Source organism: Streptomyces sp. NPDC048290, assembly GCF_040652095.1.
GTDB lineage: Bacteria > Actinomycetota > Actinomycetes > Streptomycetales > Streptomycetaceae > Streptomyces.
In genome coordinates this window covers 242,867-266,772 of the sequence record NZ_JBEZLM010000006.1, presented here as the reverse complement: position 1 = coordinate 266,772, position 23,906 = coordinate 242,867, and the positions used below count along the sequence as shown (strand labels likewise).

Sequence of the window (23,906 nt, the reverse complement as noted above, 5' to 3'; positions counted from 1 at the left end):
CCGCCGATACGCCAGCCGGGGCAGGCGGTGAGACCGGAAGCAAGGACGAGCCCGGAGACCCCGCCGATACGCCAGTGGGGGCAGGCGGTATTGCCGGAAGCGGGGACGAGCCCGCCGATGCCCCAGCCAGGGCAGGCGGTGAGCAGCCGACCGGCAACACGGCCTCGGTCCCCGCCAGTACCGCCCCACCAGCCACCGCGGCCGACACCCCGCCCCACGCCCCGTCCAAGGACCCGGACGCCACCCGCACCGGCACCGGCACCGGCACCGGAGCCGGAACCGGAACCGGAACTCGCCCCCGCGACACCCTCCCCTCCGCGGACCCACCCCACCCGACCGCCAAGACCCTTCCGCACCCGCCCTCCCCGTCCCTCCCCCACCCCGCTCCCCGCCCCGCCGCACAACCCGCCGACCGCCCGGTCTACGTCATCGGCGGTGGCCCCGCCGGACTGGCCGCCGCCCACGCGCTGCGAGCCCGCGGCATCCGGGCCGTCGTCCTGGAACGGGCCGACCAGGTCGGCGCCTCCTGGCGCGCCCACTACGACCGGCTCCGCCTGCACACCACCCGCCGCCTCTCCGCGCTGCCGGGGCTGCCGATGCCCCGCCGGTTCGGCCGCTGGGTCTCGCGCGACAACGTCGTGCGCTACCTGGAGAAGTACGCCGAACACCACCACCTGGAGATCGTCACCGGCGTCGAGGTCTCCCGTGTCGAACCCGCCCCCGACGGCACCGGCTGGCTGCTGCGCGCCACCGGCGGACGTGAACTGACCGGCGCCGCCGTCGTCGTCGCCACCGGGTACAACCACACGCCCCGCGTCCCCGACTGGCCCGGCCGCGACTCCTACACCGGCGACCTCCTCCACGCCGCCCACTACCGCTCCCCCGCCCCCTACGCCGGGCACGACGTCCTCGTCGTCGGGGTCGGCAACACCGGCGCCGAGATCGCCGTCGACCTGGTGGAGGGCGGCGCCGCCCGGGTCCGCCTCGCGGTCCGCACCGCGCCGCACATCGTCCGCCGCTCCACCGCCGGCTGGGCCGCCCAGTACACCGCCGTCCTGGTCCGGCGGCTGCCGGTCCGCCTGGTCGACCGGCTCGCCCGACCGCTCGCCAAAATGAGCGTCCCCGACCTCGCCGCCCACGGACTGCCCCGTCCCACCACCGGCCTCTACAGCCGGGTCCGCGAAGGGGCGATCCCGGTCCAGGACGTCGGCCTGATCGACGCCGTCCGCTCGGGCAAGGTCGAGGTGGTGGCCGCCGTGACCGGGTTCGACGGCGCCGAGGTCCTGCTCGCCGACGACACCCGGATCACCCCGGACACCGTCGTCGCGGCCACCGGCTACACCCGCGCCCTGGAGGGGCTGATCGGCCATCTCCGCGTCCTGGACGACCGGGGCACACCCGTCACCCGCGGCGCCCGCACCCCCACCGACGCCCCCGGCCTCTACTTCACCGGCTTCACCAACCCCATCAGCGGCAACCTCCGCGAAGTAGCCGCCGACGCGCAGAAGATCGCCCGGTCCATCGCCGGCGAGAGGGAACTACGGGTGTCCCGAGTGGTGAGCTAGCGGTAGCGGCGCGGCTCCGCCGCTTGACGCCGGGGTGGGGGACAGAAACGGCGGACCTCATGGGCAAGCCCCTGTCCGCCAGCCCCGACGAGCAGGCCCAACGGGCGAGGCCCCAACGGCAGGGCCCCCCACCGGCGGGGCCCATCAGCCAGGCCCCGCCCCCAGGACCCCATGGCAGGTCTCCATGAGCCGTCCTCCACGCACAGGACCCCCTACGCAGGCCCGACAGCCGAGCCCCCAAGGCCAGGACCCAATCCGCCGCGCCCGACAGCCCCCCGGGGTCCCCATGCGCGGGTCTCAAGGGGCCGGTTCCCAAGCACAGGCCAGCCCTCACGGGCAGGCCCAATAGCCGAGCCCCCACCGGCAGGCCCGTCAGCCAAGCCCCACTCCGGCCCCACCCCCGACTCCCCCAACCGGACCCCATCCCCGGCCCATCCCCGGCCCGCCCCCAACTCCCCCCACACTCCCCCCTCTCACCCCCACCCCACACCAACACCCCCTCTCCCCACTCTTTGCGTGCTCAACGGGTTCCTGACGATGGGTCAGTTCAGTAATCTGACACAGCGTCAGTTATTCACTGTCGCTGTCACACAGGAGCGGGCGGACCGATGCTTGGATCAACCCACGGCACCCTCACCACCGACTCCCGCCGGGCCCGGGTCCTCGCCTGCGGCGAGCAGCGCCCCGGACCCGCCGTGCACGGCCGCACGGGCGACCCGGCCGGTACCGACGACCTCGATGTCAGCGGGCGCCCGCTCTACGCGGACGTCCCCGATCTGGACCGCTTCTTCCGGCCCGAGTCCGTCGCGATCATCGGCGCCTCGGACGCCGAGGGGCGACCCAACACCGGGATCACCCGGCAGCTCGTCCGCTGGGCCGAACGGGTCGGCGCCCGGCTGTACCCCGTGCATCCCGCCCGCGCCTCCGTCTTCTCCCTCCCCTGCTCCCGCTCCGTCGCGGAGCTGCCCGAGCGGATCGATCTCGCCGTGCTGCTGGTCTCCGACCCCCTTCCCGTGGTCGCCGAACTCGTCGAGGCCAAGGTCCGGTTCGCCGTCGCCTTCGCCTCCGGGTTCGCCGAGACCGGCACGGACGGTGCCGCCGCCCAGGAACGGCTGGCCGCCGCCGTACGCGGCTCCGGACTGCGGATGCTGGGGCCCAACACCAATCTCAACGCCTTCGAGCCGTTCCGCGACGATCTCGACGGTCCCGCCATCGCCCTGATCACCCAGTCAGGACACCAGGGCCGACCCGTCTACGCCCTCCAGGAGCTGGGCGTACGCCTCTCGCACTGGGCGCCGACCGGCAACGAGGCCGATCTGGAGAGCGCCGACTTCCTCTCCTACTTCGCCGAGCGGCCCGAGGTCGGCGCCATCGCCTGCTATGTGGAGGGGCTCAAGGACGGCCGGTCCTTCCTGCTGGCCGCCGACCGGGCCGCCCGCCGCAAGGTGCCGGTGATCGCCGTCAAGGTCGGCCGCACCGAGACCGGCGCCCGCACCGCCGCCTCCCACACCGGCAAACTCACCGGCGCGGACGCGGTGGTGGACGCGGCCATGCGGCAGTTCGGGGTGATCCGCGTCGACGGTCTGGACGAGCTCCAGGACACCGCCACCCTGCTGGCGCGGGCCCGGCCGCCGCGCGCGGACGGCGTCGTCGTGTATTCGATCTCGGGCGGCACCGGCGCGCACGTGGCCGATCTGGCGACCGCCGCGGGGCTGCGGCTGCCCGAGCTGTCCGAGGCGCGGCAGGCGGAGCTGCACCAGTGGATACCGCCGTACCTGAGTGTGGCCAACCCGGTCGACAACGGCGGGCACCCGGTGGGCGACTGGCGCGGGCGGAAGATCATCGACGCGATCCTCGCCGACCCGTCCGTCGGGGTGCTGATCTGCCCGGTCACCGGCCCGTTCCCCCCGCTCAGCGACCGGCTGGTGCGCGATCTGGTGGACGCGGCGGAGGAGTCGGACAAACTGGTCTGCGTGGTGTGGGGCTCGCCCGCCGGCACCGAACCCGCCTACCGCGAGGTGCTGCTCGGCTCCTCGCGGGTGGCCACCTTCCGCACGGTCGGCAACTGTCTGACCGCCGTCCGCGCCTGGCTCGGCCACCACCGTTTCGTCGACGGCTACCGCTCCCCCTTCGACGAGGCCCCGCGCACCCCGTCCCCCTCGTACCGCAAGGCCCGTGAGCTGATGCGGCCCGGTCAGCAGCTGAGCGAGCACGCCGCCAAGCAACTGCTGCGGACGTACGGCATCCGGGTGCCGCGCGAGCAGCTCGTCACCAGCGCGGCGGCGGCGGTGCGCGCGGCGGGCCTGGTGGGCTACCCCGTGGTGATGAAGGCGTCCGGCGCCCGCATCGCCCACAAGACCGAACTCGGTCTGGTGAAGGTCGGGCTCACCTCCGCCGCGCAGGTCCGCGACGCCTACCGCGAGCTGACGGACATCGCCCGCTACGAGGAGGTCGAGCTGGACGGCGTCCTGGTCTGCCAGATGGTGGAGCGAGGCGTCGAGATGGTCGTCGGGGTCACACATGACGACCTGTTCGGGCCGACGGTGACGGTCGGGCTGGGCGGCGTCCTGGTGGAGGTGTTGCGGGACTCCGCCGTGCGGGTGCCGCCGTTCGGCGAGGAGCAGGCGTGGGACATGCTGGCCGAGCTGCGCGGGCGGGCTCTGCTGGACGGGGTGCGGGGACGGCCGCCGGCCGATGTCGACGCCCTGGTCGAAGTCGTCCTGCGCGTCCAGCGCATGGCCCTCGAACTCGGCGCCGACCTCGCCGAGCTGGACATCAATCCGCTGATGGTGCTGGAGCGGGGTCAGGGCGCAGTCGCCCTGGACGCCCTGGCGGTGTGCCGCCCGCCCGCGGACCCGGCGGCACCATGACCACCACCACGCCGGTGACCTGCCCGGCGACGGCGCGGACAGCAGCCGCCCGCATGACCGGTCCCGTAACCGACCCCATAACCGATCCCATAACCGGTGAAAGACCTTCACTCCTACCCCCGTTGTCCCCGTTGTTTTTGTTGTTCCCGTTGTCCCTGTTGTCTCTGTTGGCTCGCTGAAGCCCCGGAGCCCAGAGAGCCCCGAGTCCACGGAGTCCCCAGTGCCGGAACGCTCCGCTGCATCATTGCTACAGCACGCCACTGACAATCACGTCTCGCACCTGACCCTCGACCGCCCCGAAGCCCTCAACGCCATCACCCCTGACCTGCGGGAACAGCTCATCGAGCGGTTGGCCGAGGCGTCCGCCGACCCGGGCGTCCGGGCGGTCGTCCTCACCGGCACGGGCCGCGCGTTCTGCTCCGGCGCCGATCTGCGGGGCACCGGCGCGACCGGCGGTCCGCCCGCGCCCGGCGATGTGTCCCGCACGCTCCGGCTGGGCGCGCAGCGGCTGATCGCCGCCGTCCTGGACTGCGAGAAGCCGGTGCTCGCGGCGGTCAACGGCACCGCGGCCGGGCTCGGCGCGCATCTCGCCTTCGCCTGCGATCTCGTGCTGGCCGCCGAATCGGCCCGTTTCATCGAGGTGTTCGTCCGCCGGGGGCTGGTGCCCGACGCCGGTGGCGCCTATCTCCTGCCCCGGCTGATCGGACCGCAGCGGGCGAAGGAGCTGTTGTTCTTCGGCGACGCCCTCACCACGCCGGACGCGGAGCGGCTCGGTCTGGTCAACCGGGTCGTCCCGGACGCCGATCTCGTTCGGACCGCCCGGGAGTGGGCGGAGCGTCTCGCCGCCGGGCCCACCCGCGCCCTGGCCCTGACCAAGCAGCTCGTCAACGCCTCCCTCGACGGCGACCGCGCCACGGCCTTCGCCGCCGAGGCCGCCGCCCAGGAGATCAACATGGGGACCCGTGACGCCAGGGAGGGCCTGACCAGCTTCGTGGAACGGCGGACGGCCGTGTTCGAGGGCCGGTGAGACCCGGCCGCGGGTTGGGGGCTTGCCCTTGACGTGCGGGGCAGGGGCTAGCGTCGGCGCGTTCCGGACCAGGTCCGCTCCGGCGTCGTGCCGGACGGGCCCGTCCCGTCGCCCCTGCCAGGAGGCCGCCCATGACCGTTCGCCCGCCCCGCACCGGCCTGGAGGTGCGGCTCGCCACCGTGCCCGCCGGGCTGCCCGAACCGACCGACCTCACCGTCACCGAGACCCCGCTGTCCGCCCCGGCCCCCGGCCAGGTCCTGGTGCGCAACCACCACTTCCTGGTGTACGGCGGTCTGCTCACGCTGCTGGGCGGGACCGTGAAGGACACGCCCGTACCCGCGCTGCGGCCGGGCGACACGCTGTTCGGGCCCGCCGTCGGCGAGGTGATCGAGGCACCCGAGGGGAGCGCCTTGCGGCCGGGCACGCTGGTGACCCATGTGCTGGGCTGGCGCGAGTACGCCCTCGTACCGGAGGCGGACTGCCAAGTGGTCGACCCGGACCATCCCGACCCGGTGGCGGCGCTCGCCTCGGGCTCCGCCGCGTACGGGGCGCTGACCCGGCTCGCGCGGGTCCGCGCGGGCGATGTCGTGCTGGTCACCGGGGCGGCCGGAGGAGTGGGGTCGCTGGCGGGGCAGATCGCCCGGCTGCTGGGCGCCGCGCGGGTGATCGGCACGACAGGTTCGCCCGGGAAGGCACGGCGGCTGATCGAGGAGCTGGGCTACGACGCGGTGGTGACCGCCGGATCCTGGCGCGACGCCGCGCGGGACGGCACCGCGCGGGGCGGGACGGACGCGGCGGCGGAGGCGTTCGCGGCGGAGCTGGCCGGGGTCGCGCCGGACGGCATCGATGTGCTGCTGGACAACGTGGGCGGCGCTCAACTGACCGCCGCGGTGGACGCGGCCCGGCATGGCGCCCGGTTCGCCCTGGTGGGAGCGCTGTCCGGGCAGATGGCGGCGGACGCCCCCGGTTCGGCGGCCCCGGCCGTGATCGATTCGTTCCAGCTGGTCGTGAAGGCGCTGACGGTCCAGGGATACACCGGCGTGGACCATCCCGAGGTGGCGGCGGAGTGGGCCGGGCGGCTGGCCGGATGGCTGCGGTCCGGCGACATCCGGGTTCCCCTGCACCGGATTCCGGGCATCGATCAGGCTCCGCGCGCGTTGCGGGAGATGATCGACGGACGGCACTTCGGCACGGTCGTCGTGGAGCTGCGGGCGTAGCCCCGACATGTGTCCGGCCGCTGTCACCACCGGCCTCGGTCACCGGGGACCGGTCCGGTGGCGCCGGGGCGGGCGCGGCCGTGAGGGAGGGATCGACCATGCGCATCGGCGACGCGGCGGCGGCCGTGGGAACGACGCCCAGGGCACTGCGGTTCTACGAGCAGCGCGGACTGCTGCCACCACCGCCCCGCACGGGTTCCGGCCAGCGCCACTACGGGCCGGACGAACTGGCCCTGTTGCGGGTCATCCGGGATCTGCTGGCCCATGGGCTGACCGTGGAGGACGTCCGCGCCCTCGCCGACCGGCTGCCGCTGCTGGCGGCCGACCCGCCCGAGCGCTGCGCCCCCGCGCCGCCGTACTCGCCGGTCCCGACGACCAAGGCCGCTCTGGTGGTGCGGCGGCGCCTGGCCGCCCTGGACGCCGAGATCGAGCGCCTGACCCGCATCAGGGACAGCCTGCTGGCGTCCTGCGGGGTGGACGACCGCCCGCTTCCACCGGCCGAGGGAGCCGTCCCGGAGCCCGGTTCCGAGCCGCCGCGCCGCCGCCCCTTCCCATCTGACTGACCGTCAGTTTCAATGGGTCGTGTGATGGGACACGTAGGAATGGCCGCCGCGGCGGTGCGGTACCTGAACGCGCCGCACGCGCGCGTGGACCCGCTCCCGCCGCCCGAACTGCGGTGTGTCGGCGACGACGAGCGCGCGCCGGTCGATCCGGCCGAGTTCCGGCGGGTGCTCGGGACCTTCGCGACCGGCGTGACCGTCGTGACCTCACCCGCCGCCGACGGCGAGTCCGCGCCCGCCGGGTTCGCCTGCCAGTCCTTCAGCTCGCTCTCCCTGGACCCGCCCCTGGTCGTCTTCATGGTGGGCCGTACGTCCACGACCTGGCCGAGGATCGCCCGCGCGGGCGTGTTCTGCGTGAATGTGCTCGGCGCGGGACAGGACACGCTCTGCCGTGGCTTCGCGGTACCGGGCGGGGAGAAGTTCGCGGGCGTGGCGTACGACGCCGCGCCACTGTCCGGCTCCCCGCGGCTGCGGGGCGCGCTCGCGTGGATCGACTGCTCGATTCACGCCGTCCATCCCGGCGGCGACCATCTGATCGTGGTCGGCCGGGTGGACGCGCTGGGGACGGGCGCCGGGGAGGACACCGAGCCGCTGCTGTTCCACCGGGGCCGGTTCCGCTGAACACCGCTCTCCAGGACCGGTGTTCAGCCCAGCGGCACGCTCATCTCCACCGCTCGCAGCGCCGCCGCCAGTGCCCGTTCGTCGCCCACGTCCAGTGCGGTGTCGGTCAGCTTGATGACATGTTCGTCGCCGTGCGCGAGGGCCCGCTCGAAGACCTCCTCGGCGGTGAAGGTGCCGGGCGGCGTCCAGTCGACGGCCGTGGCGGGGCCGTACATGGCCGTGACCGCCGCCGACGCCGTCCAGGCGGCCCGCAGGCTCGGCACCCACAGGGCGCGCGGCAGGGCGGGCAGGGTGCGCAGCACGGCGTTGGGGGCGGTGGCCGCGTGGACCAGCATGGTGGGCTCGCCGTGCCCATGGGTGGCGTACCGGTGGGTGGCCGCCCGGACCAGTTCGGTCAGCCGGAGCCGGGCCTCGTCCGGGTCCGTCACGGTGCCCGCCCAGCCGGGTACTCCGGTAACCCGGACGAGCCGGTCGTCGAACCCGCCGTGCTGCTCCGCGATCGGCCGTACGGCGTCCAGCGCGGCCTGGGCGCTCGCCCCGCCCGGCAGCGGCGCGAGGCCCGTCACGGGGAGGTGGCGGGCGGCCCAGTAGGCGAGGGCGTGGGCCAGTTCGGCGCGGCGGGGCGCGGTGTCCTCGGTGGTGAGCAGGGTGCGGACGGCGTGGCCGACCCGGATCACGGGATGGGTGGCGCCGCCGTACAGACCGGGCAGCAGCCGGGGCCACCAGGTGACGAGCACCTCGCGCCAGGGCCGCTCGGCGATCTCCCGGCCGAAGTAGCCGATCCAGTCGGCGGCCCGGCGCATGTCGCCCACCGCGAGGCGCCAGTTGGCGTCCGTGACCGGCTCGACGGGCGCGGGCAGCTGCTCCAGTTTGTCGGCGTACAGGTCCAGCCAGCGGTGCACCGCGCCCGCCCGGCCGTGCGCGGCCAGTGCTTCCACGGCCATGGGGGCGTGGTTGCTGAGCCAGCCGAGCCGCTCGGGGCCGGTGCTGTGCAGCCGTTCCAGTGCCTCGTCCAGAATCCCGGTCGTGTCCATACCGCCGACCGTAGGCGCCCCGCCCGCCGGGCGTAACGGGCTGCGGCCCTAGGTCGGGGGCCGACGGACCTAGGGCTCTTGTCCGTGCCGCACCGGTCCCGGGGCCGGGTGGCCGGACACCGGCCACATGGGCGCTCGAACGCCGAAGCCCTCCTAGGGCCGCCCCAGGGCCGTCCTCAGGCCGTCTTGAGGGCGGCCTCCCCGTCGACCGCGCCCCGCCGCCGGATGACCAGCACCATGAGCGCCGCCGCCGCGCACAGCGCGCCCGACGCGTACCAGACCATGTCGTAGGAGCCGAACACGTCGCGGGCGACGCCGCCCAGGAAGGCGACGAGCGCGGCGCCCACCTGGTGGGAGGCCAGGACCCAGCCGAAGACGATCGCGCTGTCCTCGCCGTAGTGCTCCCGGCACAGCGCCAGCGTCGGGGGCACGGTGGCGACCCAGTCGAGGCCGTAGAAGACGATGAAGAAGATCATCGGCGGATGCACGCTCGGGGCGAGCAGCATGGGCAGGAAGAGCAGCGACACACCGCGCAGGGCGTAGTAGACCGCGAGCAGACGGCGGGCGTCGTAGCGGTCGGTGAGCCAGCCGGAGGCCACCGTTCCGACGACGTCGAAGACGCCGATGACGGCGAGCAGCGAGGCAGCCGCCGTGATGGGCATGCCGTGGTCGTGGGCGGCGGGCACGAAGTGGGTCTGGATCAGGCCGTTGGTGGACGCGCCGCAGATCGCGAAGGAGCCCGCCAGCAGCCAGAACGGGCCGGTCTTCATGGCCGACCCGAGCACGCCCAGCGCCCGCCGGGCCGCCCCCGGCACCGGCGGCGGCTTCGGGACGAACTCCTCGGCCCCGTACGGCTTCATGCCCACGTCGGCCGGATGGTCGCGCAGCAGCAGCCAGACGAAGGGCACCACGGCGAGCGCGGCGAGGGAGACGGTGACGGCGGCGGGGCGCCAGTCGTGGGTCGCGACGATCCAGGACAGGACCGGCAGGAAGATCAGCTGCCCGGACGCGGAGGCGGCGGTGAGGATGCCGGTGACCAGGCCGCGCCGGGTGGTGAACCAGCGGTTGGTGACGGTCGCCGCGAAAGCCAGCGCCATGGAGCCGCTTCCGAGGCCGACCAGCAGGCCCCAGCAGAGCATCAGCTGCCACGCGGAGTCCATCCACACGGTGAGCCCCGAGCCGAGCGAGATCACGACCAGGGCGACCGCCACGACCCGCCGGATGCCGAACCGGTCCATCAGGGCGGCGGCGAAGGGCGCGGTGAGGCCGTACAGGGCGAGGTTGACGGAGACGGCCGCGCCGATCGTGCCGCGCGACCAGCCGAACTCCTGGTGCAGCGGATCGATCAGCAGCCCCGGCAGGGAGCGGAATGCGGCGGCGCCGATGATCGTCACGAAGGTGACGGCGGCGACGAACCACGCGCGGTGGACACGCCGGCGGCGCCGGGCGGCGGACCCCGCGTCCTGCTCAGCGGGGCGCTCGTGCGGGGAACGGGGGTCCTTCCCGGCGGGACCGGTGGCCGTGGCGTCGCTCGTCTGGGTCACGTCAACAGCATCGGGGCGGCGGTCGTCCGCCTCCACTGGCCCGAAGGACAGCATTCGCTAGGATCGGGCCATGGACCCCGGCCATAAGGACCTCCTCCACCGCCCGCACCGCATCGCCGTCCTGGCGCTGGACGGCCTGCTCCCGTTCGAGCTGGGCATCCCGCACCGGATCTTCGGCCGCCCGCGCGACGGCCGGGGGCGTCCCCTGTACGAGGTGGTCACCTGCTCGGTGCGCCCGCCGGGCCGGGTCCACACGGACGCCGACTTCTCGATCCAGGTGGCACACGGGCCGGAGGCCCTGGCCACCGCCGACACCGTGATCGTCCCGGCGTCGTACGAACTCGGACCGGTCTACGACCGGGGCGAGCTGACCCCCGAACTCGCCGCCGCTCTCGCCCGTATCCGCCCCGGCACGCGTCTCGCGTCCATCTGCACGGGCGTGTACGTGCTCGCCGCCGCCGGACGCCTCGACGGGCGCCCCGCCACCACGCACTGGTCGGACGCCGACCGCTTCCAGCGGATGTTCCCGGCGGTCAAGGTGGACGCCGACGTGCTGTTCATCGACGACGGCGACGTCCTGACCTCGGCGGGCGTGGCCGCCGGGATCGACTTGTGCCTGCACATGGTGCGCCGCGACCACGGCACGGCCGTCGCCAACGACGTCGCCCGCCGGACCGTCGTCCCGCCCTACCGCGACGGCGGACAGGCGCAGTACATAGACCGCCCGGTGCCCGATCCGCAGCAGTCGTCCACGGCGGAGGCCCGCGCGTGGGCGCTGCGCCGGCTGCATGAGCCGATCCAGCTGCGGGACATGGCGGGCCAGGAGGCCATGTCGGTACGGACCTTCACCCGCCGCTTCCGTGAGGAGGTCGGCGTCAGCCCCGGCCAGTGGCTCACCTTGCAGCGCGTCGACCGCGCCCGCCATCTCCTGGAGTCCACCGCCCTGTCCGTCGACCAGGTGGCCCGCGACGCCGGTTTCGGCACAGCCCAGTCGATGCGCCAGCACCTCCAAACGGCCCTGGGGGTGACCCCGACGGCGTACCGGCGGACGTTCCGCGCGGGGACAGCGGCACGATAGGGGGCGCCCCCGCCATGCCCCGCACAGGAGCCCCCTCGCCGGGCCCGCCATAGGAACCTCTCCACGACGCCCGCCATAGGGGCCCCCTCCGGGACGCCCGCCATGAGGGCCGTCCCCCTCCCCTGGGTCGCCTAGAACACCACCACTCCCCTCGCCACCCGCCCCGCCTCCGCGTCCGCGACCGCCTCGGCGAAGTCCTCCACCGGGTAGGTCCGGGTGACCAGTTCGTCGAGCAGCAGCGTGCCCGCGCGGTACAGCCCGGCGTACAGCGCGATGTCCCGCTGGGGGCGGGAGGAGCCGTAGCGGCAGCCCAGGATCGACTTGTCCAGGTACATGGACGACACCAGGAAGCTCGCCTCGGCGGTCGCGGGCGGCACGCCGAGCAGCACGGCCTGGCCGTGCCGGTCCAGCAGGTCGATCGCCTCGCGGATCAGCTCGGTACGTCCCACGCACTCGAAGGCGTGGTCCACGCCGGTCGGCAGCAGGTCCCGGACGCCCTCGGTGGACGTCAGGAAGTCCGTGGCGCCGAACCGCCGGGCGACCGCTTCCTTGGCCGGGTTGGCGTCCACGGCGACGATCCGCAGCGCCCCGGCGATCCGGGCGCCCTGGATGACGTTCAGGCCGATCCCGCCGGTGCCGATGACCAGCACCCGGTCGCCCCGGTCGACCCGCGCCCGGTTCAGGACCGCGCCGACGCCGGTGAGCACCCCGCAGCCGATGAGCGCGGCGGACGGCAGCGGGATGTCGTCGGGGATACGCACGGCCTGCACCGCCTTGACGACGGTCCGTTCGGCGAACGCGGAGTTGGACGCGAACTGGTACACCGGTTCGCCGCCCGCGCGGGTGAAGGGCCGCGCGGGGCGCCCTATGGCCTTGCGGCACATGGTGGGCCGCCCCCGGTCGCACTCGGCGCACGTCCCGCAGTTGGCGAGCGTGGACAGTGCCACATGGTCACCGGGCGCCACATGTCCGACGCCCGCGCCGACGGCCTCGACCACCCCCGCGCCCTCATGGCCGAGCACCACCGGCACCGGGAACGGAATGGTCCCGTCCACCACCGAGAGATCGCTGTGGCACAGCCCGGCCGCGGCGACCGCCACCCGCACCTCACCGGGCCCCGGCTCCCGTACCTCCAGGTCGTCGACGACCTCGATCCGCTTCCCGTCGAACAGCACACCGCGCATGGCACCGGCCCCTTCGGCCTCGTCATCCCCTGGGTTGCCGCGGCAGGCCGAGCACCCGCCCGGCGATGATCTCGCGCTGGATCTGGTCCGAACCGCCGTAGACGGTGTCCGCGCGGGAGAACAGGAACAGCTCCTGCGCCGCGTCGATCTCGTACGGCGCCGACGCCGACCAGTCGGCCGGTCCGACGCCCGCGCGGGCGCCCCGTACCGCCACGGCCAGCTCCCCGAGCCGCTGGTGCCAGCCGCCCCACAGCAGCTTGGCGACGCTCGGGGCGCCCGCGTCGCCCGCCCCGCCGAGGGTGCGCAGGGCGTGCCAGCGCATGGTGCGCAGTTCGGCCCACTGCCGGGTCAGCCGGGCGCGCAGTACGGGGTCGGCGGCGGCGCCCGAGGCGAGGGCGGCGCGCACCACGTCCTCCAGCTCACGGGCGAAGCCGATCTGCTGGGCGAGGGTCGACACGCCGCGTTCATAGCCGAGCAGGCTCATGGCGACCCGCCAGCCGTCGCCCTCGGCGCCGACGAGGTGCTCCGCGCGCGCGTGGGCGCCGTCGAAGAAGACCTCGTTGAAGTCGCTGGTGCCGGTCAGCTGCCGGATCGGGCGGACCTCCACACGGCCTGGCTGGTCCATGGGCAGCAGCAGGAAGCTCAGCCCGTGGTGGCGCCGCGAGCCGGGCTCGGTGCGGGCCAGCACGAAGCACCAGTCGGCCGCATGGGCGAGGGAGGTCCAGATCTTCTGCCCGGTGACGCGGTAGCCGTCGCCGTCCCGCTGCGCCCTCGTACGCACGCCCGCGAGGTCGGAGCCCGCGCCGGGCTCGCTGTAGCCCTGGCACCACAGTTCGTCGCCCGCGGCGACGGGCGGCAGGAAGCGGGCCTTCTGGGCGGCGCTGCCGTGGGCGAGGAGGGTCGGCGCGAGCAGGTTCTCGCCGATGTGCCCGGAGCGCGGCGGCGCGCCCGAGCGGGCGTACTCCTCGGCCCAGGCGACCTGCTGGGTGAGGGTGGCCCGCCGGTTGCCGTACCCGTCCTCGGCCCAGCCGAGCCCGATCCACCCGGCCTTGCCGAGCGCGCGTTCCCAGGTACGGCGGTCCGTCCCGGCGTCCTGGTGCGCGGCGAGCCACTCACGGGCCTCCGCGCGGAACGCCTCGTCCTGCGGCGTGAACCCGAACTCCACGATGTCCTCCCGGAATGCCCCATGGGTGCGGCGGACGGTGAACGGGCACCCGCGCGGGGGGCGCCTCGTGAAGTACCGCCACAGGTCCGGGGCGTAGCGTGAACGGGCGCCCGCGCGGGAGCGCCCTCGTTCCTCATGCGTTGGGCCGCGCGCCGTCCCGCGCCGCCCGTGCCATCTCCTCCAGCCGCTCCAGCATCGGCATCGGGTCCGTGCCGACCGTCCCCGGCAGCAGCTCGGCGATCCGTTCCGGCGTCCAGGGACCGTCCCCGGCATAGGCGGCCCGCAGCTCGCGCGGCTGCGCCCATACGGCGATCTTGGGCCCGGCGACGGTATAGACCTGCCCGGTGATCCGCTGCTCCCTGGCCCGGTCGGAGAGCAGATAGACCACGAACGCGGCCACGTCCTCCGGTTCACCGATCTCGGCCAGCTCCATGGGGACGTTCGCCGACATGCGCGTCCGGGCCACCGGGGCGACCGCGTTGGCGGTCACGCCGTACTTGTGCAGGCCCAGGGCGGCGCTGCGGACCAGCGAGATGACCCCGCCCTTGGCGGCGCTGTAGTTGGCCTGCGAGACGGAGCCCTGGTGGTTGCCGCTGGTGAAGCCGACGAGGGTCCCGAAGCGCTGGGCGCGCATCACGGCCGCCGCCGCGCGGAACACGGTGAAGGTGCCCTTGAGATGGGTGGCGAGGACCGGGTCCCACTCCTGCTCGGACATGTTGAACAGCATTCGTTCGCGCAGGATCCCGGCGACGCACACCACCCCGTCGAGCCGCCCGTACGCCTCCACGGCGGTCCCGACGACCCGTTCGCCGCCCGCCATGGTGGAGATGTCGTCGGCGACGGCGACGGCCTCGCCGCCCGCCGCCTCGATCTCCTTGACGACCGAGTCGGCGATCTCACTGGTCGGCGCCGTGCCGTCGGTGGCGACGCCGTAGTCGTTGACGACCACCCGCGCGCCCTGGGCCGCCGCGGCGAGCGCCACCGCGCGGCCGATGCCCCGCCCGGCGCCCGTGACGGCGACGACCTTGCCAGCCAAGAAGCTCCCCACGTCCGGCCCCTTCCCGCAGAATCTGACGGACCGTTAGATTTTATGACCCGTCAGATGGACGGAGACAAGCCCCGGGGAGGCACGGATGTCACTGCCGGACGCGTTCCACGAGATCGCCGAGCGTGTGAACAATTGGGGGCGCTGGGGGCCGGACGACGAGATCGGCACCCTGAACCTGATCACCGACACGGTGGTGAGGGAGGCCGCGGCCGGGGTGCGCACGGGCCGCCGGGTGCCGCTCGCGCTGCCCCTGCGCCAGGGCGGGGTGCAGACCGGGATGATCCCCGGGCGGGTCGACCCGCTGCACGTGATGGTGCAGATCAACCAGGAGATCTTCGGTCCGGGCACGGTGGCCTGCAACGACGATGCGGTGACCATGGGCCTCCAGGCGGGCACCCACTGGGACGCCCTCCCCCATGTCTCGCACTCCGGGCGGCTCTACAACGGCCGCCCGGCGGGCAGCGTCACCGCGCACGGCGGCGCCGAGTTCAGTGGCATCGAGAAGGTCCGCACCATCGTGTCGCGCGGGGTGCTGCTGGACGTGGCCCGCGCGCGGGGCGTCGAACGGCTCGCGGGCGGGCACGCGGTGACCCCGGAGGACCTGGAGGCGGCCGAGGAACTGGCCGGGACCCGGGTACGGGCCGGTGACATCGTGCTTGTGCGCACCGGCCAGATCCAGTTGCTGCTGGCCGGGGACCGGCACGCGTACAGCCATCCGTCGCCGGGTCTGTCGATCCACACCCCGCGGTGGTTCCACGCCCGGGACGTGGCGGCGGTCGCCAACGACACGCTGACCTTCGAGATCTTCCCGCCGGAGATCGAGGACCTGTGGCTGCCCGTGCATGCCCTGCACCTGGTGGAGATGGGCATGCTCCAGGGCCAGAACTGGAATCTGGAGGAGTTGTCCACAGCCTGTGGAGAAACCGGGCGCTACGAGATGCTGCTGACGGCGATGCCCGAACCTTTCACCGGCGGGACGGGAACTCCGGTGGCCCCGGTGGCCGTTCTCTGATCATCCGGCCGTGTTCGGCGAGGATGCGCCGCTTGATCCGAGAACAGTGAACACAGAGCCGGTGACCACAGAGCCGGCGAACCCAGAGCTGGTGAACACAGAGCCGGCGAGCGAAGAGGCGGCGAACGCTGCGACACCGATCACCGCGACATCGGCCGCTGCGACATCGGCCGCCGCCGCTGAATCGCCGCGGCATCCATCGCCGCGGCGCAGGCCGGACGGTGACGCGCACCCCCCTGCCCGTCGCGCCCGAGCGGCAAGGACCCCTACCCTGCCCGAGCGCGGCACCACGCGCCGCCGTCCGGTTTCCGGCGCTCCCGCCCCGGTTCCTTCAGCCCTGAGGGAACCGGCGCCGAATTGGCGACCCACACTCGCCGAGGGCTCCCGTCACCGAAACCCTCGCCGTCCCCTCGCGGCGAATCGCTGCCCACAAGCGTGATCAAACGGACACGTGACGTCAACACCCGATCGCGGATTTATTACTTAGGCCCGTTTTACAGCGGGCGCGCGATGAAGCACACCGGGGCGCACACCCACCCGACCGGACAGCGGCGCGGCACTCGGGCCCCGCGCGTGACCCCCGCCCCCGCCGCCACCCCGCCGGCCGCCGGGCGCTACACGGCCTCGTAGGCCAGCCCTTCCAGTCCGTCGAAGCCCTCGAACCCGTCGAGGCCCTCGCAGTTCTCATAGCCCACCCCGCCCCCGCAGGCGGCGAGCCGGGCCTCGGCCCGCTCACAGCGGTCGAGTTCGCACCACACGCGCTTGCCGCCGCCGTCACGGCTCCAGCCCCAGCGGTCGGCGAGCCCGTCCACCAGGGCGAGCCCCCGCCCGCCGGTCTCCTCGCCGTTCGCGAGGCGCGGCATCGGCACCCGGGGACTGCTGTCGGCCACCTCGAGCCGGACCGGCGCCTCGTCCGCCGCCTCACACGGCAGGGACAGTCTCAGCACGGCCGTACGGCCGGTGTGCACCACGGCGTTGGTGACCAGTTCGGAGACCAGCAGGACCAGTGTCTCCGCGAGTGGTTCGTCGGCCCGTATCCCCGAGCCGGCGAGCCTCGACCGGGCCCACCTCCGGGCTCGCCCCACCTCCGCGGGGTCGGGCCGGACCTCCAGTTGCATTTGAAGCACCTGCACCGCTCACACCATCCGAACCGGCGGACACAATGGCTCACGCCTCACGAGGGCCACGATCGTGGCCATTTTCTGCATGCGCAGAACAACGGCCTGAGCAAGGTTCACGGAACGTGAATCCCTTACAGGACAGCTTGATTGACGCTCTGTCGCCCCAACAAGCGCTTCGGGCATATTCCAGCGTGAAGGAGTACCCGTGCGGCATACTGTGCGACCCGCTCCAGCAAAGGGCGGTACGGCCGGGACACGGCCCTCTTCCGCCCCGCGAGCAGCGGCGCGCCCGGCACGGTCCGGGTACGCCCCAGGAGTCCCACCGGTACGGCTTGCGCTCGGAACCACTCGCATCTCACACAAGGTACCCGAGCCGACCGATCGTTCCGGCCGTTGCGCGCCCCGTGCAGGACACAACCCGATATCAACGCTCAGTGACACCGGGATGCCACGATCCGCGACATACGAGGGCGGTTTCAGGCCCCCGGCGCCACCAGATCCGCGGCGAGCAGTTCGGCGCCCATGGCTCCGCCGCCCGCCCGGCGCTCCCGCACCCAGGCCCGTTTCAGATGCAGATGCACCTCCGACTCCCAGGTGAAGCCCATTCCGCCGTGCACCTGGAGACAGTCCCGTGCGCCGCGCACGGCCGCCTCGTCGGCGAGCAGCCGGGCCGCCGCGATGTCCACCGGGTCGGCGGTCACGGCCGCCGCGTAGACCGCCGCGCGGGCCACCTCGACCCGCACCAGCAGATCCGCGCACAGATGCTGGACCGCCTGGAAGGCCCCGACCGGCCGCCCGAACTGCTCCCGCACCCGGGCGTGTTCCACCGCCATCTCACAGGTCCGCCCGGCACTGCCGAGCTGCTCGGCGGCGGTGAGCAGCACGGCGACGGGGTCGGGGGCCGAGCGACCACGGACCTCACCACCGGGGTCACCGGCCCGGGAGGCACCGGCCCGGGGGGCACCCGCCGCGGGGTCACCACCCCGGGGGGCACCTGCCTCGGGGTCACCAACCCGGCGCTCACCGACCCGGCGCTCACCAGCCCCACCGTCACCGGCCGGACGGCCACCCGTCCCGCCGCAACGAGCCCCCGCGCGGGACGCCTCCCCCTCCCCCTCCCCCGCCCCCTCCCCCTCCCCCACCAGCCGGTGCAACGGCGTCAGCGGATCGACCGACCGCACCGACACCGCACCCCGCACCCCAGCGCCGGCCCCCACGTCACCGCCCACCGCCGCATCCGCACCCCGCACCCCCGAGCCGGACCCCCCATCACCGCCCACCACCACATCCGCACCCCGCACCCCCGAGCCGGACCCCCCATCACCACCCACCACCGCACCCGCACCCCGCGCCTCCCCACCGCCCCCCGCGTCACCCCCCACCACCACATCCGCGTCCGCCAGCCACTCCACGAAGGGCCCGTCCGCCGCCGTCACCACGGTCTCGCCGCTCGCGGCGCCCGGCACCGAGCCCGCCGCCAGATGGGTGGCGATCAGCGGGCCGGGCAGCAGGGCCCGCCCCGCCTCCTCGAAGGCCAACACCGTCTCCGGCAGCCCGAGTCCGACACCGCCGTCCGCCTCCGGCAGACGCAGCGCGAAGAAGCCCGCCGCGCCCAGTTCCCGCCACAGCCCGCGGTCCAGCCGTCCCGACGCCACGGCCGCCCACAGTTCCTCGCGCCCGAACCGCCGCTCCAGGAGCCCCCGTACACCGTCGCGCAACGCGCGCTGGTCACCGGTCAGCCGAAATCTCACGCCCGCGCCACCATCCCTCCGAGCCACCCTTCTGAGCCATCCGCCTCAACCGTCCGCCTGAACCGTCCTTCTCAGCCGCCCCTCTGGACCGCCCCACTCGCCCCACTCGTCCTGCTCGCCCCGCTCGCCCCGCTCGCCCCAACTCCCCCGACCACCCCAACCACCTCACCACCAGCCCCCCACCCCCTCCCCACCCCTCCGCACCCCTCCCGGCTCCCTACCGCCCCGCCCCCTACCTCCCCTTGGGCAGGCCCAGGATCCGTTCGGCCACGATGTTCCGCTGGATCTGGGACGTCCCGGCGGCGATCGTGTACGACAGGGACGACAGCCGGTCGAGCGTCCAGGCGCGGTCCAGGTCGAGCGCGTCCGGTCCGAGCACCTCCGCGGCCGTGTCGTACAGCTCCTGGCGGGCGTGCGAGTACCGCAGCTTGAAGACCGAGCCGCCCACGCCCGGCACCCCGCGCGAGGACGCCTCCGCCGCGCTGACGTTCCACTGCGTGAGCCGCCACAGCGCGCGGAACTCGGCGTTCAGGACCCCGAGCCGCCGCCGCAGCCCCGGGTCGTCCCAGCGGCCGTTCTCGCGGGCCGCGCGGGCGAGTTCGCCGAGCACCCGGCGGCAGGCGACGACCTCCCCGACGAAGGCCGTGCCGCGTTCGAAGGAGAGCGTCACCATGGTCACCCGCCAGCCGTCGTGCTCGGCGCCGACCCGGTGGCCGACCGGGACGCGGACCTCGTCGAGGAACATCTCGGCGAACTCGGCGGACCCGGCGAGCGTGCGCAGCGGCCGTACGGTGATGCCGGGCGTGTCCATGGGGAGGGCGAGCCAGCTGATGCCCCGGTGCCGGGGCGCCTCGGGATCGGTGCGCACCAGCAGCTCGCACCAGTCGGCGACCTCCGCGTGGGAGGTCCAGATCTTGCTGCCGGACACCACGTAGGAGTCGCCGTCGCGGTGGGCGCGGGTGCGCAGGGCGGCGAGGTCGGACCCGGCGTCGGGTTCGCTGAAGCCCTGGCACCACACCTCCTCGCCGCGCAGGATGGGGCCGAGCCAGCGCGCCCGCTGCTCGGCGGTGCCCTCGGCGGCGATGGTGGGCCCGGCGTGGAGCAGTCCGACGAAGTTGGCGCCCACATACGGGGCGCCCGCGATCTCGGTCTCCTCCAGGAAGATCAGCCGGGTGGTCGGCGAGGCGTCCCAGTGCACGTCCGCGTACCCGGCGTCGTGGAGCGTCCGCTGCCAGCCGAGGTCGTAGGCGCGGCGGGCGGGCCAGTCGTCGGGGGGCGGCTTGGGCGGGAGGCCGGGCAGGACGTGGGCGAGCCAGGCGCGCAGCCGGGCCCGGAAGTCCTCCTCCTCGTCGGTGTAGGCCAGCTCCACTAGCGCCCCCGGTCCAGGTCGAGGCCGAGCATACGGATGGCGTTGCCGCGCATCAGCTTGTAGACGGTCTCCTCGTCCAGGCCCTTCACATGGTCGAGGGCGACCTCCCTGGTGTGCGGGAAGGTCGAGTCGACGTGCGGGTAGTCGGTCTCGAAGGTGGCGTTGTCCCGGCCGACGACGTCGATCGAGGCGACGCCGTGCTTGTCCCGGAAGAAGCAGCAGTAGATCTGCCGGTAGTAGTACGTGGAGGGCGGTTCGGGGATCAGATCGCGGACGCCGCCCCACGCGCGGTGCTCCTCCCAGACGTCGTCGGCGCGCTCCAGGGCGTACGGGACCCAGCCCATCTGGCCCTCGGAGTAGGCGAGCGTGAGCCGGGGGAAGCGCACCAGGACACCGCTGAAGAGGAAGTCCATCATCGAGGCCATGGCGTTGTTGAAGGACAGCGACGCCTGGACGGCGGGCGGGGCGTCCGGCGACGCGGCGGGCATCTGGGACGAGGACCCGATGTGCATGTTGACGACCGTGCCGGTGTCCTGGCAGGCCGCGAAGAACGGGTCCCAGTGGCCGGAGTGGATGGACGGCAGCCCCAGATGGGTGGGGATCTCGGAGAACGTCACCGCGCGGACCCCCCGTGCGGCGTTGCGGCGGATCTCGGCGACGGCGAGGTCCACGTCCCACAGCGGGATCAGGCACAGTGGGATGAGCCGCCCCCCGCTGTCCCCGCACCACTCCTCGACCATCCAGTCGTTGTAGGCGCGCACACAGGCGAGGGCGACCTCCTTGTCGTGCGCCTCGGCGAAGGTCTGGCCGCAGAAGCGCGGGAAGGTCGGGAAGCACAGCGACGCCTCGACATGGTTGAGGTCCATGTCCTTGAGCCGCTCGGCGGGGTCCCAGCAGCCGGGGCGCATCTGCTCGCGGGTGATGCCCTCCAGGGTCATCTCGTCCCGGTCGAATCCGACGGCGGCGATGTTGCGCTTGTACGGGAACTTCAGATCCTCGTAGATCCACCAGTCGGTGAGCTGTCCGGCGGGGTCCATGGTGATCTGGTACTTGCCGCCGACGTAGGCGAGTTCGCCGATCCCGGCGGTCAGCGGGCGCGGCCCGCGGTCGTGGTACTTGCGCGGCAGCCACCGCTCGAAGAGGTGCGCGGGCTCGATGACATGGTCGTCGACGCTGACGATGCGGGGCAGCCCGGTGGCGTCACCGGGCCCCGCGGAAGGGGTGGACGAGGTGGACGGGGTGGTCTCGGTCGCCATGGGTCCTCCGCCGGGCGGCTCGGTCCGGGCTGGGCCGGACGGGATCTGATGGACGGGATCTGATGGACCGTGTCCGGGTTCGACCCCGCCCGATCTGATGGGTCGTCAGAAACAGCTAGAGGAGCAGGCTAGTCCCGCACCCCTGGACCGACAAGGCACGGAGCCCTACGCTCACGGCACGAACTGACGATCCGTCAGTTCTCCGTCGTCGCACAGGGGGCCCCGTGACCGACACCGCACCCGCGCTGGACGCCTCCCGCACCCTGTGGGATCTGCTCGCCGCCCGCGCCGACCGCACCCCCGACCACCCGGCCCTGCTCCAGGAGGACCGCACCCTGACCTTCGGCGCCCTGCGCGACCGCGCGGAGCGGACGGCGGCCGGGCTGTACAGGAGGGGCGTACGGCCCGGCACGGTCGTCGCCTGGCAACTGCCCACCCGGATCGAGACAGTCCTGCTCTCCTTCGCGCTGGCCCGCCTCGGGGCCGTCCAGTCGCCGGTCATCCCGTTCTACCGGGAACGGGAGGTCGGCTTCGCGCTGCGCGAGTCCGGGGCGGAGTTCTTCGCGGTACCGGGCACCTGGCGCGGCTTCGACCACACCGCGCTGGCCCGCACCCTGGGCGCCAAGGGCGTCTTCGAGGTCTACGACGACCTGCCCGACGGCGACCCCGCCGTACTGCCCCCACCGCCCGCCGACGGCACCGCCGTGCGCTGGATCTACTGGACCTCGGGCACCACCTCCGACCCCAAGGGCGTGCTGCACACCGACCGTTCACTGCTCGCGGGCGGCTCCTGCCTGGCGCACGCACTGCGCCCGACCCCCGCCGACATCGGCTCGATCGCCTTCCCGTACGCCCATATCGGCGGACCGGACTATCTGGTGATGGTGCTGCTGTACGGCTTCCCGGTGGTGCTGTTCGAGCGGTTCGCGCTGCCGGAGGCGCTGGCCGAGTACCGGCGGCACGGGGTGACGGTGGCGGGCGGTTCGACGGCCTTCTACGCGATGTTCCTCGCCGAGCAGCGCAAACAGCCCGGCACCAAGGTGATCCCGACGCTGCGGCTGCTCGCGGGCGGCGGGGCGCCCAAGCCGCCGGAGCTGTACCACGCGGTGGTGCGCGAGATGGACGTCCGGCTCACCCACGGCTACGGGATGACCGAGGTGCCGATGATCACCATGGGCGACCCGGACGACACGCCCGAGAACCTGGCGACGACCGAGGGCAGACCGCCGTCCGCGATGGAGGTGCGGATCGTGGACGGGGAGGTGCGGCTGCGTGGGGAGGCGGTGTGCCGGGGCTATCTGGACGCGGCGCAGACGGCCGCCGCGTTCGACGCGGACGGGTTCCTGCGGACCGGCGACCTGGGACGGCTCACCGAGAGCGGGCACCTGGTGCTGACCGGCCGCCTCAAGGACGTGATCATCCGCAAGGGGGAGAACATCTCGGCCCAGGAGATCGAGGATCTGCTGCACCGCCATCCGGCGGTCGCCGATGTGGCGGTGATCGGGCTGCCGGACGCCGAGCGCGGCGAACTGGTCTGCGCGGTGGTGGAACGGCCACCGGGGGCGGAGCCGCTCACGGCGGCGGCCATGACGTCGTATCTGCGCGCGGAAGGGCTCGCACCGCACAAGCTGCCGGAGCGGCTGGAGGTGGTGGACGCCCTCCCGCGCGGGGAGACCCTGCGCAAGGTCCTCAAGTACAAGCTCCGCGAGCGCTACGGGACGGGGACCGGGGCGGAACGGGAAGGGGAAGCGGAGACAGGGCCGGGGGCGGAGGCGGCGGGCACCCCCCGCGCCTCCCACTCACCCCAGACCTCTCAGTCTCCCCGCGCCTCTCAGTCCCCCCACTCATCCCGCTCCCCCCGCGGAGCGGACGACGTGGCTACTCCGGGACCGTGAAGTACCGGGCGAACGCCTGGACGACCTCCTCCTCGCCGACCCGGCCGTCGCCATCCGTGTCCAGCGCGCTGGCGGCCGTACGGCAGAGATCGTCCTTGACGCCCAGGATGCGCAGTACCCGCACGGTGTCGTCGACGGACGCGGAGCCGTCGCCGTCACCGTCCGCGACCGCGAGGGCCGCGTGCAGGAAGGGCCGGGCGATCTCGGCGAACCGGTCGGGGTTGTCGCGCAGCCGCTTGACAGCGCTGCTGACGAACTCCTCGCGGCTGATCCGCTGATCGCCGTCCCGGTCCGCTATCCCGGCCATGCCCTGCCAGAACGCCTCCGCGCCGCCGTACAGGGCCTGGCCCTTGTCGGAGCGGGCCGCCGTGGTGAACTCCGCGAGCAGCGCCTTGGCCGCGCCGCTGAAGTCCTCCCGGTCGATATAGCCGTTGCCGTCCTGGTCGAAGGTGGCGAACCGGGCCGCGATCCTGCGCTCGTACTCGCTGCTGACCATGTCTTTTCGGGCCGCCTTACGTCACGTGGGGTGCATCCGTGCTGGAGCGTACGACGTCCCGGGGGCTCGCGGAGCGGGAAAACGACGGTTGTG

Annotated in this window: 19 protein-coding genes; 9 read left to right on the top strand and 10 right to left on the bottom strand. The window is 73.5% G+C overall.

Features of this window, described 5'->3' with window-relative positions; translation table 11 throughout:
• The first annotated feature begins 428 nt into the window (after positions 1-428).
• From AB0D49_RS12690 to AB0D49_RS12665, 6 genes are all read left to right on the top strand, one after another.
• Complete coding sequence (locus AB0D49_RS12690; protein WP_362755806.1) at positions 429-1,565, top strand: NAD(P)/FAD-dependent oxidoreductase; 1,137 nt, start codon at positions 429-431, stop codon at positions 1,563-1,565.
• Positions 1,566-2,173: 608 nt separating this feature from the next.
• A complete protein-coding gene (locus AB0D49_RS12685) occupies positions 2,174-4,435 on the top strand; it encodes an acetate--CoA ligase family protein (RefSeq protein WP_362755284.1) in 2,262 nt (753 codons plus the stop codon).
• A gap of 220 nt (positions 4,436-4,655) precedes the next feature.
• Positions 4,656-5,462 (top strand): enoyl-CoA hydratase-related protein, encoded by an 807-nt coding sequence (locus tag AB0D49_RS12680; protein ID WP_362755281.1) that lies wholly within the window; start codon positions 4,656-4,658, stop codon positions 5,460-5,462.
• A gap of 131 nt (positions 5,463-5,593) precedes the next feature.
• Positions 5,594-6,679 carry an NADP-dependent oxidoreductase gene (locus tag AB0D49_RS12675; RefSeq protein WP_362755278.1) on the top strand — a complete coding sequence of 362 codons (1,086 nt, stop codon included), beginning with the start codon at positions 5,594-5,596 and terminating at the stop codon, positions 6,677-6,679.
• Between the two features lie 98 nt (positions 6,680-6,777).
• Positions 6,778-7,242, top strand: a complete 465-nt coding sequence (locus tag AB0D49_RS12670; RefSeq protein ID WP_362755275.1) for a MerR family transcriptional regulator — start codon at positions 6,778-6,780, stop codon at positions 7,240-7,242.
• Positions 7,243-7,266: 24 nt separating this feature from the next.
• Positions 7,267-7,860, top strand: a complete 594-nt coding sequence (locus tag AB0D49_RS12665; protein ID WP_362755272.1) for a flavin reductase family protein — start codon at positions 7,267-7,269, stop codon at positions 7,858-7,860.
• Between the two features lie 23 nt (positions 7,861-7,883).
• Here AB0D49_RS12665 and AB0D49_RS12660 read toward each other — a convergent pair whose 3' ends face one another.
• Together AB0D49_RS12660 and AB0D49_RS12655 are read right to left on the bottom strand one after the other, a co-directional pair.
• Positions 7,884-8,894 (bottom strand): questin oxidase family protein, encoded by a 1,011-nt coding sequence (locus AB0D49_RS12660; RefSeq protein WP_362755270.1) that lies wholly within the window; start codon positions 8,892-8,894, stop codon positions 7,884-7,886.
• A gap of 176 nt (positions 8,895-9,070) precedes the next feature.
• Positions 9,071-10,438, bottom strand: coding sequence for an MFS transporter (locus AB0D49_RS12655; RefSeq protein ID WP_362755267.1), 1,368 nt, complete (start codon positions 10,436-10,438; stop codon positions 9,071-9,073).
• A gap of 70 nt (positions 10,439-10,508) precedes the next feature.
• Here AB0D49_RS12655 and AB0D49_RS12650 point away from each other — a divergent pair, with 70 nt between their 5' ends.
• The gene (locus tag AB0D49_RS12650; RefSeq protein WP_362755264.1) at positions 10,509-11,516 is read left to right on the top strand and encodes a helix-turn-helix domain-containing protein; all 1,008 of its coding nucleotides are present in this window, start codon (positions 10,509-10,511) and stop codon (positions 11,514-11,516) included.
• A 131-nt stretch (positions 11,517-11,647) separates the two neighbouring features.
• Here AB0D49_RS12650 and AB0D49_RS12645 read toward each other — a convergent pair whose 3' ends face one another.
• The 3 genes from AB0D49_RS12645 to AB0D49_RS12635 all read right to left on the bottom strand — a co-directional run bounded on the left by AB0D49_RS12645 (position 11,648) and on the right by AB0D49_RS12635 (position 14,913).
• Entirely contained in the window at positions 11,648-12,700 is a 1,053-nt protein-coding gene (locus AB0D49_RS12645) for a Zn-dependent alcohol dehydrogenase (RefSeq protein WP_362755261.1), read from the bottom strand.
• A gap of 22 nt (positions 12,701-12,722) precedes the next feature.
• The gene (locus tag AB0D49_RS12640; protein ID WP_362755258.1) at positions 12,723-13,865 is read right to left on the bottom strand and encodes an acyl-CoA dehydrogenase family protein; all 1,143 of its coding nucleotides are present in this window, start codon (positions 13,863-13,865) and stop codon (positions 12,723-12,725) included.
• A gap of 133 nt (positions 13,866-13,998) precedes the next feature.
• Positions 13,999-14,913 carry an SDR family NAD(P)-dependent oxidoreductase gene (locus AB0D49_RS12635; protein WP_362755255.1) on the bottom strand — a complete coding sequence of 305 codons (915 nt, stop codon included), beginning with the start codon at positions 14,911-14,913 and terminating at the stop codon, positions 13,999-14,001.
• Positions 14,914-14,998: 85 nt separating this feature from the next.
• Here AB0D49_RS12635 and AB0D49_RS12630 point away from each other — a divergent pair, with 85 nt between their 5' ends.
• Complete coding sequence (locus AB0D49_RS12630) at positions 14,999-15,925, top strand: cyclase family protein (RefSeq protein WP_362755252.1); 927 nt, start codon at positions 14,999-15,001, stop codon at positions 15,923-15,925.
• 614 nt (positions 15,926-16,539) lie between these two features.
• On the opposite strand, the gene AB0D49_RS12625 is transcribed toward AB0D49_RS12630, so the two are convergent.
• The 4 genes from AB0D49_RS12625 to AB0D49_RS12610 form a co-directional block, all read right to left on the bottom strand.
• A complete protein-coding gene (locus tag AB0D49_RS12625) occupies positions 16,540-17,043 on the bottom strand; it encodes an ATP-binding protein (protein ID WP_362755249.1) in 504 nt (167 codons plus the stop codon).
• A gap of 479 nt (positions 17,044-17,522) precedes the next feature.
• A complete protein-coding gene (locus AB0D49_RS12620) occupies positions 17,523-18,797 on the bottom strand; it encodes an acyl-CoA dehydrogenase family protein (RefSeq protein WP_362755246.1) in 1,275 nt (424 codons plus the stop codon).
• A 232-nt stretch (positions 18,798-19,029) separates the two neighbouring features.
• Positions 19,030-20,166 (bottom strand): acyl-CoA dehydrogenase family protein, encoded by a 1,137-nt coding sequence (locus AB0D49_RS12615; protein ID WP_362755243.1) that lies wholly within the window; start codon positions 20,164-20,166, stop codon positions 19,030-19,032.
• Entirely contained in the window at positions 20,166-21,422 is a 1,257-nt protein-coding gene (locus AB0D49_RS12610; RefSeq protein ID WP_362755240.1) for an amidohydrolase family protein, read from the bottom strand. Before AB0D49_RS12610 ends, AB0D49_RS12615 begins: the two co-directional genes overlap by 1 nt.
• A gap of 224 nt (positions 21,423-21,646) precedes the next feature.
• On the opposite strand from AB0D49_RS12610, the gene AB0D49_RS12605 reads away from it, so the two are divergent.
• Positions 21,647-23,317, top strand: a complete 1,671-nt coding sequence (locus AB0D49_RS12605) for an AMP-binding protein (protein WP_362755237.1) — start codon at positions 21,647-21,649, stop codon at positions 23,315-23,317.
• Here the strand turns inward: AB0D49_RS12605 and AB0D49_RS12600 are convergent.
• A complete protein-coding gene (locus AB0D49_RS12600; protein ID WP_362755234.1) occupies positions 23,301-23,813 on the bottom strand; it encodes an EF-hand domain-containing protein in 513 nt (170 codons plus the stop codon). The genes AB0D49_RS12605 and AB0D49_RS12600 overlap by 17 nt on opposite strands.
• Positions 23,814-23,906: the final 93 nt, after the last annotated feature.